Origin of the sequence: Streptomyces sp. NPDC002265, assembly GCF_040296125.1 — a bacterium.
Lineage (GTDB): Bacteria > Actinomycetota > Actinomycetes > Streptomycetales > Streptomycetaceae > Streptomyces.
In genome coordinates this window covers 1-10,563 of sequence record NZ_JBEOWS010000333.1, presented here as the reverse complement: position 1 = coordinate 10,563, position 10,563 = coordinate 1, and the positions used below count along the sequence as shown (strand labels likewise).

The 10,563-nt window shown below is 70.1% G+C and carries 10 protein-coding genes; 6 read left to right on the top strand and 4 right to left on the bottom strand.

What is annotated here, in order from left to right:
• Both ABT085_RS37610 and ABT085_RS37605 read right to left on the bottom strand, forming a co-directional pair.
• A partial coding sequence (locus ABT085_RS37610) for an alpha-amylase family glycosyl hydrolase (protein ID WP_351618730.1) occupies positions 1–1,163 on the bottom strand: 1,163 nt, incomplete at its 3' end.
• A 188-nt stretch (positions 1,164–1,351) separates the two neighbouring features.
• Positions 1,352–2,623 (bottom strand): ABC transporter substrate-binding protein, encoded by a 1,272-nt coding sequence (locus tag ABT085_RS37605; protein WP_351618728.1) that lies wholly within the window; start codon positions 2,621–2,623, stop codon positions 1,352–1,354.
• Positions 2,624–2,745: 122 nt separating this feature from the next.
• Here ABT085_RS37605 and ABT085_RS37600 point away from each other — a divergent pair, with 122 nt between their 5' ends.
• Genes ABT085_RS37600 through ABT085_RS37590 form a run of 3 tightly spaced genes read left to right on the top strand, consistent with a single transcriptional unit; the run spans position 2,746 to position 6,436 of the window.
• The gene (locus ABT085_RS37600; RefSeq protein WP_351618726.1) at positions 2,746–3,261 is read left to right on the top strand and encodes a PadR family transcriptional regulator; all 516 of its coding nucleotides are present in this window, start codon (positions 2,746–2,748) and stop codon (positions 3,259–3,261) included.
• Positions 3,258–4,007, top strand: a complete 750-nt coding sequence (locus ABT085_RS37595; protein ID WP_351618723.1) for an ABC transporter ATP-binding protein — start codon at positions 3,258–3,260, stop codon at positions 4,005–4,007. Before ABT085_RS37600 ends, ABT085_RS37595 begins: the two co-directional genes overlap by 4 nt.
• A 47-nt stretch (positions 4,008–4,054) precedes the next feature.
• Positions 4,055–6,436, top strand: coding sequence for an ABC transporter permease (locus ABT085_RS37590; protein WP_351618721.1), 2,382 nt, complete (start codon positions 4,055–4,057; stop codon positions 6,434–6,436).
• A gap of 39 nt (positions 6,437–6,475) precedes the next feature.
• Here ABT085_RS37590 and ABT085_RS37585 read toward each other — a convergent pair whose 3' ends face one another.
• Both ABT085_RS37585 and ABT085_RS37580 read right to left on the bottom strand, forming a co-directional pair.
• Entirely contained in the window at positions 6,476–6,724 is a 249-nt protein-coding gene (locus tag ABT085_RS37585) for an ATP-binding protein (RefSeq protein ID WP_502982904.1), read from the bottom strand.
• Between the two features lie 121 nt (positions 6,725–6,845).
• On the bottom strand, positions 6,846–8,813 hold the full coding sequence (locus tag ABT085_RS37580) for a SpoIIE family protein phosphatase (RefSeq protein WP_351618719.1): 1,968 nt from the start codon (positions 8,811–8,813) through the stop codon (positions 6,846–6,848).
• A gap of 196 nt (positions 8,814–9,009) precedes the next feature.
• Here ABT085_RS37580 and ABT085_RS46855 point away from each other — a divergent pair, with 196 nt between their 5' ends.
• The 3 genes from ABT085_RS46855 to ABT085_RS37565 form a co-directional block, all read left to right on the top strand.
• A complete protein-coding gene (locus ABT085_RS46855; RefSeq protein WP_502982903.1) occupies positions 9,010–9,522 on the top strand; it encodes a TetR/AcrR family transcriptional regulator in 513 nt (170 codons plus the stop codon).
• A 131-nt stretch (positions 9,523–9,653) separates the two neighbouring features.
• Complete coding sequence (locus ABT085_RS37570) at positions 9,654–10,373, top strand: hypothetical protein (protein ID WP_351618717.1); 720 nt, start codon at positions 9,654–9,656, stop codon at positions 10,371–10,373.
• A 62-nt stretch (positions 10,374–10,435) separates the two neighbouring features.
• The coding region (locus tag ABT085_RS37565; protein ID WP_351618733.1) for a TetR/AcrR family transcriptional regulator at positions 10,436–10,563 on the top strand (128 nt) is incomplete at its 3' end.

Genomic DNA, 10,563 nt, shown 5'->3' with positions numbered 1-10,563 from the left:
TCGTCGGGCAGGTCGACGACCTCGGGCAGGCCGAGCTCCTCGCCCTGGTAGATGTAGGCGGCGCCGGGCAGCGCGAGCATGAGCAGGGCGGCGGCGCGGGCGCGGGCGGGGCCCAGGCCGCTGCCTTCCGGTGCGGGTTCGCCGTAGCGGGTGACGGTGCGGACCTGGTCGTGGTTGTTGAGGACCCAGGTGACCGTGGAGCCGGTGCCGGCGATGTCCTGCATGGCCTCGGAGATGACCTTGCGGAAGGCGTCGTCGTTCCACGGCGCGCTGAGCAGGTCGAAGAAGAACGCCTGGTGGAGTTCGTCGTCGCGGACGTAGCGGGCGTGTTCGCGGGCGGTGGGGACGGAGACCTCGCCGACCAGGAGGCGTTCGGAGCCGTCGCGGGCGGTGTACTCCTCGCAGACCGCTCGCCAGTGGCGCCACACGTCGTGGACCTCGGGCTGGTTCCAGGCGAGGGGGTTGACCGAGTCGCGGGTGCGGGCGTCGGCCTGGGGGTCGTCGGAGTCGGGCAGTTCGGGGTGCTTGAAGAGGCCGGCGGCGACATCGATGCGGAAGCCGTCGACGCCCCGGTCCAGCCAGAAGCGCAGCACGCGGTCGAACTCGGTGCCGATCTCGGGGTTGCGCCAGTTCCAGTCGGGCTGGTCCGGCGTGAACATGTGCAGGTACCACTGGCCGGGGCGGCCGTCCGGCTCGGTGATGCGGGTCCAGGCCGGCCCGCCGAACATGGCGTGCCAGTTGTTGGGCGGCTGGTCTCCGTCGGGGCCGCGGCCGTCGGCGAAGTGGAAGCGGGCGCGGGCCGGGCTGCCGGGTGGTGCGGCGAGGGCCTCCTTGAACCACGGGTGCTCGGAGGAGCAGTGGTTGGGGACGATGTCGAGGAGGACGCGGATGCCGAGGCGCCCGGCGGCTGCCGTCAGTCGGTCGAACTCGGCGAGGTCGCCGAAGGTCGGGTCGACGTCGCAGTAGTCCGCGACGTCGTAGCCGTGGTCGTGCTGCGGCGAGGGGTAGAAGGGGCTCAGCCAGATTCCGTCGACGCCGAGCTTCTTCAGGTACGGCAGGCCGGCCCGGACTCCGGCGAGGTCGCCGATGCCGTCTCCGGTGCTGTCGAGGAAGCTGCGGACGTACACCTGATAGATGACTGCGTCGCGCCACCAGCGGTGCATGTTCAACCCAGTGCCTGTCTCTATGTGCTCAGTGGTTATGCATGCATGTTAAGTAGACGTGTCCGGAGCGTGTCAATGAAAAGTGCACAGGCTACGAAAGAGCAGTTCGATTAATGCGGATAAATCAGACCACAGCGGGGCGAGTTGAGACCTTGGCGTTACTTAACAAGTAACTAGGAGGGTGGGTTTCAGCGCCCGGGAATGGCGGCGAGTTCCCTCGCCAGCCGCCGGACGGCCGCGTCGGACGACTCGTGTCCGGTCATCGCGTCGTGCACCACCGCCTGCACCACCAGGCTGACCTGGTCGTAGCGCGGGCTCTTGGGGCGCAGAGCGGCACTGAGCACGCTCGAGCGCAGGGTGGGCAGATACGGGAACTTCTCGACCAGGTCCGGGTCCGTGTAGAGCGCGGCGCGCACCGGTGGCAGGGCGCCGAGCGTGAGCACCTGACGCTGGACCTTCTCACTGGTCAGGTACGCGATCAGCCGGGCGGCGGAATCCGGGTGCCGGGCATGGATGTTGACCGCGAGATCGGAGCCGCCGAGCACACTGGTCCCCGGCCCGTCGGGTCCGGGCAGGCGTACGGCGCCGATCTTCCCGGCGACCGGGGAGCCCGGCGCCGAGGCGACGGCGTACGCGTAGGGCCAGTTGCGCAGGAAGAGCAGCCGGCCGTCCTGGAACGCCTGCTTGGACTCCTCCTCCTTGTAGGACAGCGCCGCTTGGGGGATCCATCCCTCGCGTACGCCGCGTGCGAGGAAGTCGATGCCCTCCCGGGCCGCGACGGAGTTCACGGTGACCCGGTCGCCCTCGTCGCCGAGGATGGTGCCACCGGCCGAGTACACCGCCTCGGCGGCGTTCACGGTCAGGCCCTCGTAGGGCAGGAACTGGCCGGCGTAGCCGTCGAGTCCGTACTTCGGGGCGATGGTCTTCGCGTCGTGCTCCAGCTCCGCCCAGTTCGTCGGCGGCGGCACACCCTCCTTGGCGAGGATGTCCTTGCGGTACAGCAGCAGCCCGGCGTTGGTGACGTAGGGGACCGCGTACAGCCGTCCGTCGTACTTCCCCGTCTCCACGACCGGCTTCAGGAAGGACTTCAGCGGGAAGCGGTCCTCGGTCAGCGGGCGGATCCATCCGGCGGCCGCGAACTCCGAGGTCCAGTTGACGTCGATGTTCAGGACGTCGAACCGGCTGCGGTCGCCACCACGCAGATCGGTCACCATCTGCGCGTGCGTCTCGTCGGCGGAGTCCGGCAGCTCGACGAGCGTGACCCGCTCACCGGGATGCGTGCGGTTCCAGCCGTCGAGAACCGTGCCGAGGTAACCGGTGAGGTCCCCGGCCGTGGCCAGCGTCAGCGGCCCGCGGCCACCCCCGCCGCCGTCCCTGCCCCCCTCGTTCGAGGAGACGCATCCGGTCAGCACCACACCGAGAACGAGGAGGCACCTACCCGCGGAGTTGATCCACCGCATAGGTTCCTCCCTGGACACGTACCGGCCTGCGCCATCGTCACGACCGAAGGCCATGTATACCCGTTAGGTATGGGCGATACTAGGGGCCGGAGAAACTCTACGAGGACAGGAGGACGGCGGTAGTGCGTCAGCACCTCCTTGCCCTTCTGGCCCGCGGTCCTGCCCACGGCTACGAACTGAAGCAGGGCCTTGAGCAACTGCTGGGCTCCGCGTACCCTCAGCCGAACGTCGGCCAGATCTACGTGACCCTCGGGCGCCTCGAGAAGCAGGGACTCATCGAGGGCGAGGACATCGAACAGTCCAGCCGGCCCAACAAGAAGGTCTACCGCCTCACCGAGTCCGGGCAGGAAGAGCTGCGCGCCTGGTTCGAACGGCCCGAGGACGAGCCGAGGGTGCGCGACGACTTCTTCATGAAGTTGGCGCTGGCCCCGGGGACCGGCCTCGCAGACCGGATCGCCCTCATCAACAAACAACGGCGCCAGTACCTCAACTCCATGCGCAACCTGTCCAAACTGGCCACCGTCGAAGACCGCGACAACCGCATCGCCCACCTCCTGATCGAGGGCGCGATGCTGCACCTCCAGGCCGACCTCGACTGGCTGGAACGGTGCCAGGAAGAGCTGGAGGAGCCGGAGTGAGCGACAGCCCCGCTCCCGTGCTGCGCGCAGAGGGACTGATACGCACGCACTACGGCGAGAGCGGCCCGGCCCACGCCGTCCGCGGCGTCGACCTGAGCGTCCGCCACGGCGAGTTCGTCGCCGTCACCGGACCGTCCGGGGCCGGGAAGTCCACCCTGCTGCACCTGCTGGGCGGACTGCAGCAGCCCGACAGCGGATCACTCTGGCTGGACGGCGAGTGCACCGACACCTGGCGCGAGGCCCGCTGGGCGGTCGAGCGCCGCAGGCGCATCGGCATCGTCTTCCAGTTCTTCAACCTGGTCTCCAACCTGTCGGTCGCCGACAACGTGGAACTCCCCGCCCTCCTCGCCGGCGTCTCCCCCAAGCGGGCACGCGCCGAACGGGAGGAACTGCTGGCCGAGTTGGGCATCGCGGGCAAGGAACGCAGCCTGCCGGGCGAGCTGTCCGGCGGCGAGCAGCAGCGCGTCGCGCTGGCCCGGGCCCTGGTCAACCATCCCCCGCTGCTGCTCGCCGACGAACCCGCCGGCAGCCTCGACAGCAAAGGCACCCGCGAGGTGATGCGGCTGCTGTCCCGCTTCCACCAGCGAGGACAGACCATCGTCCTGGTCACCCACGACGCCCGGCTGGCCAGCGCCGCGGACCGGGTGATCAGCTTCTTCGACGGACGCATCGCCGACGACGCCGAGCTGGACAGCACGCCCTCGCGCCGGCCCGGGGCGTCGGGAGTCCTCAAGCTCTCCGACTGACGCGCCGGCCCGCGGACGTACGACAACCCCCGAAAGGGATGGATCTCATGCGCGCCACCTTGCGCTGGGCACACTCCGATCTGCGCACCCACCGCGGGGAAGCACTCTTCCTGGTGCTCGCCACCGCCGGCATCGTCATGTCGCTGCTGCTGGCCACCGCGCTCTTCGGCTACGCCACCAACCCCTGGCAGCGCACGTTCACCCAGGCCCACGGGGCTCACGTCTGGCTCCACACCGGCTCCTCCACCGACCTCGGCGAGTTGACCGGCGTGGAAGGGGTCGAGGCGGTGGCCGGCCCCTACGCGACCTCCGCGACGACGCTCTCCGCCCGTGGCACCCGCGCCTCCGTGGAACTGCGGGCCACCCCCGACCTCCCCCGCGTCGGAAGACCTCTCCTGACCTCGGGTCGCTGGCTCGCCCCCGGCACCCCCCGCGGAGTAGTCCTGGAGAGCAGCCTGGCCCGGGCCCTGCTCGCGGGTCCCGGTGACACGCTCACGCTGCCCGGCGACACCGGAAGGGTCACGGTCGTCGGGGTCGCCGACAGCCCCGAGAACCGCTACCGCCCCGGCGAGCAGCCCGGCCTGGTCTGGGCCATGCCCACCACCGTGGCGCACCCCACGGGCCAGGTGGTCGGACTGCGGCTGGCCGACCCCTCGGACACCGACTACGCCGTCCAGCGCGCCGTCACCCTGCTGGGCGCCGGTGCCATCGGCGAGGTCTCCACCTGGCAGCAGGCGCGCGCCGAGGCGCAGGGCGACAACCGGCTCCTCGGTCAGGTGCTTGGCCTGTTCGGCCTGGGGGCGCTGGTCGCGGCGGGCTTCGCCGTGCACGGGGCGATCGCCACCCGCATCCGCGGCCACCTGCGGGACATCTCCGTCCTCAAGGCCATCGGGTTCACGCCCGGCCAGGTCGTCCGCGTGTTCCTCTGCCAGCACATCGCCTACGCCCTCTTCGGCGCGCTGGCCGCGGCGGCCGTGACCGAGACCCTGGGCGGCCGTGTCCCGGGCCGCCTGGGGGACGCCGTGCGCATGTGGCGCATCCTGCCCGGCCATACGGTCGCGCAGTTCGCCATCCCGGCAGGAGCCGTGCTGTTCATCGCGGCGACGACGGGACTGGCGGCGTGGCGGGCGGGCCGGGTGCCGCCGGTGCCGGGCACCCGGCCGGCACCGACGGCGCGCTCGATCCCCTTGCAGGCGGCGCGCCCGGCGGCGCATCACCGCACAGTGGCCGCCGCGCGCCGGGCCGTGCGGTCGCTGCCGGCCCCGGCCCGCTCCCGGGGAGCGCTGTCCGCGGTGATGCGGCGCGCCGTCGACGCCGGCGTGCCGGCCGGCCTGGTGCTGGGCTGGCATGCGGCCGTCGCACGTCCCGTACGGTCCCTGACCACGGTGGCGCGTCTCGCGCTGCCCCTGGTGCTGATCGTCGTGGCTCTGAGCGCGTGGAGCACGCTCGACCGCTTCCACCGGGAGCCGCAGAAGATCGGTGTCCCGGCCGCTCTGACCGTCCACACCCGTCAGGGACTGGACGATGCGGACGTGCGCGACCTGCTGCGCCGCGATCCGCAGGTCGCCGCCGTCTACCCGGGCGTGGAGGTGGCCGCGCTGGTCCCGGGGCAGACGGCCACGATCGCCCTGCGCGGCTTCGGCACCGCCCGTTCCCCCTACCCCTTCGCCGTCGCCGAGGGCCGCTCCCCCCGCGCCAGCGACGAGGCCGTGGCCGGCCAGGGCCTGCTCGACCTGCTGAACGTGCGGGTCGGCGACTGGGTCCGCATGACCGTCGGCGACCAGCCCCAGATCCTGCACATCGTGGGCCGCGGCATCGAACCCGAGAACGCGGGCCGCGTCATCTCCACCTCGCTCGACACCCTCCGCGAGAACGACCCCCGCGTCGCCCCGGCCCTCTACCAGCTCCGCCTGCGGCCCGGCGCGGACCCGCACACCGTCGCCGCGCGTCTGACCGCCGCCGGGCACGACCAGCTGGACGTGCACGCGGCCACCAACCCGGCCGACGCCCTCGCGCCGCTGCGCGGGGTCGTGATCGGCCTCGTCCTCGTCCTGGCCCTGATCGGACTGGTGGAGCTGCTCACGGCGATCGGCGGCACCATCCGCGAGAGCGAGCGCGACCTGCTGGCCCTGAAGGCCATCGGCCTGTCCCCGCGCCAGATCACCGCGATCACCATGACGGCCACGGGCTGCACGGCGCTGGCCGCCTTCCTGGCCGCGGCCGGCGCAGGCGTGCCGCTCGCGCTCTGGCTGATCGACCGTCAGGGCGTCTCGAGCGGTATCGGGGCGGGCATCGCCCAGAGTCCGCCCCTCGCGTTGCTGGTACTTCTGGGCGCCGCCACCGTGCTGGGTGCGGCCGCTCTCGCGGCGCTGCCCGCGGCGCGCGCGGCGCGGCGCCGTCTCGCGGACACCCTGGCCGCGGTCGCCTGAGCCGGACCGCGCCGTGGGTCTGAGGGCGCGGCGTCCGGCTCAGGTGAGGTCCTGATCCGATCGGATCGACTTCCCCGAGCCGGTGTACCGGTAGCCCCGGCACCGGGACGCCTGGACGACCAGGAACAGGCCGTGTCCGCCTTCGTCGGTGGTCCTCGCATGGCGCAGGCGCGACGAGGTACTGCCGGCGTCGCTCACTTCGCAGGTGAGCGCATCGTGACGGATCATGCGCAGCCGGATCGGCGGGGAGCCGTAGCGGATGGCGTTGGTGACGAGCTCACCGACGATGAGTTACGTGGTGAACAGGCCTGCGGCTGACACACGGCTGGAATCCGAGAGCCGCATCGAAGGCGGACGCGAACGTCGAACTCCGCAGGCCCTGGGAGAGGCCGTGGCGGCCGCCGCCTCGTCATGCGCGTCGAATGACCAGCACGGCGACGTCGTCGAGGTGGTCGACCGCGAACGCGGCGTCGAGGATGCGATCAGCGGTCTGTTCGGCGTTCAGTCCGTCGTGGACGGCTCGGGCGGCCAGTCTTCCGGCTCGTTCCAGTCCGGCTTCCAGCGTCAGGCCCGGCCCTTCGACCACACCGTCGGTGACCATGACCAGCGCGCTGTCGTCTTCCAGGGTGAAGATCGCCTCGCGGTACTCGGTGCCGGACAGGACGCCCAGGACCGGCCCGCCCGGCAGCTCGCGGACCTCGTGGCTGCCGTCTCCGTGCGCATACAGCAGCGGCACATGGCCGGCACTGGTGCCGGTCACCCGTCCGTCGTGCGGGTCGATGTGCAGCATGGTGCAGCTGGCGAATCGTGCGGGGGAGGTCGTGACGAGCAGCTCGTTGGCGCGGGTCAGCACGCTGCCGGGATCCGGTTCCTGAGCGGCGATCGCGCGCAGCGACACGCGGACCTGTCCCATGAAGGCGGCGGCATCGGCGTCGTGCCCCTGTACGTCGCCGATCTCCAGCGCGATCGCGCCGTCGGGCATCATGAAGGCGTCGTACCAGTCTCCGCCGATGTCCAGCCCGACCCGACTGGGGCGGTAACGGGCGGCGACCTCCAGGCCCGGGAGGTGCTCCGGCAGCGCGGGGAGCATGGTCTGCTGCAGCGCCGTGGCCAGCTCGACGTGTGCCTGTTGCAGCCTGATCCGCTTGAGTGCCTGGCCCGCCAGGTCGGCCAGCGTGCTCACGAGGATCCGCTCGTCCAGGGGCGGCAGGTGTCCGCGGCGGTACAGCATCGCCCAGGCCCCGAGTGGCTGATCGCCGGGCTCGCCGAGGGGGGTGATCGAGATGGCGTAGTCCGAGCCGAGCCGGAGCAACCGCAGGAGTGGGGCTTGCGGCCAGCGGCGGACGAAGTCCGCGCGGTCGGTGATGAACTGCGGCTTTCCGGTACGGATCGCCTCCGACAGCGGGGTCGGGTGGTCCAGCCGCAGGCCGTGCAGGGCCTGGACCTCGTGCATCGCTATTCTGGCGTCGGTGGAGATGCGCAGGCGGCTGTCGTCGACGAGTGCGAGCAGGGCGCCGCCGGCACCGAAGGTCGCGGCGAGCCGGGTGAGGACCACCTGCTGCAGTTCCTGCTCCCTGGCTGCGGTGATCAAGGCGGCGGAGAACTCGGCGGTGTCCTTTGCACGCTGCCGCTCGGCAGTCAGCGCGGCGTGGGCCTTCTGATTGCGCTTCTCCTGCGTGGTGTCGTCGCGGACCACCACGAAGGTCCGTTCGGGGCCGCCGAACCCCAGCTGGAGCCGACGCACTTGAACGGCCAACCGACGCCAGCCTCCGTGCAAGGTGTGGTAGCGCAGCCTCAACCAGGGGGACTGCTGGAAGGAGGACGAGTGCAGGAGCTGCCAGAAGGCTTCCCTGTCGTCGGAGTGCACTGCAGGCATCACTCTGGACATCGGCGCAACCGGATCCGGGATGAGCGCGACCAGGCTGGGCAGCCCACCGAGCCACTCCAGCTGGTCCTTCCCGGGTGAATACATCCACAGGCCCAGGCCGGCGGCCGCGGTGGCCAGCCGGAACGGAATCAGCAGGCTGGCCAGGTCGTTTCGTGCATCCAGGGCGCGCACCCACGTCAGTTCCTCGGAACCGACGGCGCCCTTCACTTGTCGCGCCTCGAGCAGACAGGCCATAGGGACTCCGTCCCGCCCGGGAAACTCCAGTTCCCGCATCGCGACCGCATCCGCCCTGGCGGCGTTGGCCACCAGATTTTCGGCCGACATCCGTTGGCTCGCAGGCCACAGATCACCGAAGTCACGCCCCAGACACTGCTCCGCCGGTCTGCCCAGCGCCGTCGCCATGGCAGCGTTGATGTCGCGCACGGCACCGTCCAGCGTCACAAGAACCGACGGGCAAGCGCTTCGATGAAGTTCCTCCAAGGCGTCCATCTGCGGCTCCCTGACGCAGGGAAAAACATCCTTTTCAGCTATATTCGCGCATTTTGCGAGAATGCCCCAACAAAGAGAGTGTTCGACCGTCTACGTCGAGTGACGACGGCAGGAACTCGACGGAGGCAGTTCACACCGTCTTGATCTTGCTGTCGACCAGCACGGCGAGGCGTTCCGCGGCAAGGTCGGCTTGCAGATGGAGCCCGGCGCCGCCAGGACCCTGGACGGGGAAGCCGAGCGTGGCGGGCGGCCGCGCTCCAAGTCTCCGTCGAACAACAAGGCGCAACCACACACCCCCGATGACGTACCCGGCCCAGCCCTCGACCGCGCCCACCCCGCACATCGCACCCTGCACGCCACGCCACACCAAAAAGAGACAGATCGTTCTATTCAGGGCGGCACGTCGAAGACACCGGAAGCATCCGCCCCCGTCCGCCGCTCCGCGGCACGCGACCGTCTGCTGGCCACCGCGAGCCGGCTCTTCTACAGCGAAGGCATCCGCAGCGTCGGGGTGGACCGTGTCATGGCCGAGGCCGATGTCGCAAGGGGCACCTTCTACCGGCACTTCGACGGCAAGGACGACCTCGTACGGGCCTACCTCGAGACGACCGACCAGCACATCCGCGACAGCTATGGCCGTACGGGCGCCCGTACGGCCATACGGACCATCGGCTCCGCGAGTCGGCCGAAGTTCACAGACGGATTCTGAACGATGAAAGCGCCGCCCAGCCGATGAGGTCACCGCGGCCCGCCCGGCCGCGGCTGCGTCACCGAAGCCGGGACGCCCAATCGGTGCCCCTTCGGCCACCGCAGCCTGACACCACCGAGCAGGAGACCGCCATGAACGCGTTGCTCGCACAGGTCCTCGACGCCCATGGTGGCCTCGACCGCTGGAACGCACTCACCACGGTCCGCTCCACCATCGTCAGCGGTGGCGACCTGTTCGCCATCAAGGGGATTCCGCAGGACCCCACCCCCCGGGAGATGACCGTCCGGCTGCACGAACAGCACGCCTCCGTGATGCCGTTCGGCGCCCCCGACCAGAAGACCGACTTCACGGCCGACCACGTCAGCATCAAAAAGGACGACGGCCGCGTCGTGGCCGAACGGAACGAACCGCGCACGTCGTTCGCAGGGCACGACCTCAACACCCCATGGGACCCACTGGACCGCGCCTACTTCAATGGGTACGCGCTATGGACGTATCTCACTACGCCCTTCCTGCTGGCGATGCCCGGCTTCACCGTCGTCGAGATCGAATCATGGCGGGAGGAAGACGAACTCTGGCGCGGACTGCGCGCCACGTTCCCTCCCGGCATCGCCAGCCACAGCACGCAACAGGACTTCTACTTCGGCCCCGACCATCTCCTGCGCCGGCACGACTATCACGTCGACATCGCAGGCGGGTTCGCCGCGGCACAGTACGTCTACGACATCGTGGACGCGGACGGGATCCGCTTGCCCACCAAACGCCGGGCCTACCGAAGCGATGCACACAACCGCCCGATCCTGGCACAGACCATGGTCTCCATCGACATCGACAACCCTCGGTTCAGCTGACATCGGGCCGGGGCAGCGCGGGGAATCACCGCGAGATAGTTGATCGGTCGTATACTTCTGGTATGGGCCGGACGAGCGACGCCAAGGACAAGATACTTTCTGCTGCTCACGCACTTTTCGAGCAGCGGGGCTACTCAGCCCTGGGCGTCGCCGAGATCTGCAAGGCAGCGGGCGTTCCCAAGGGGAGCTT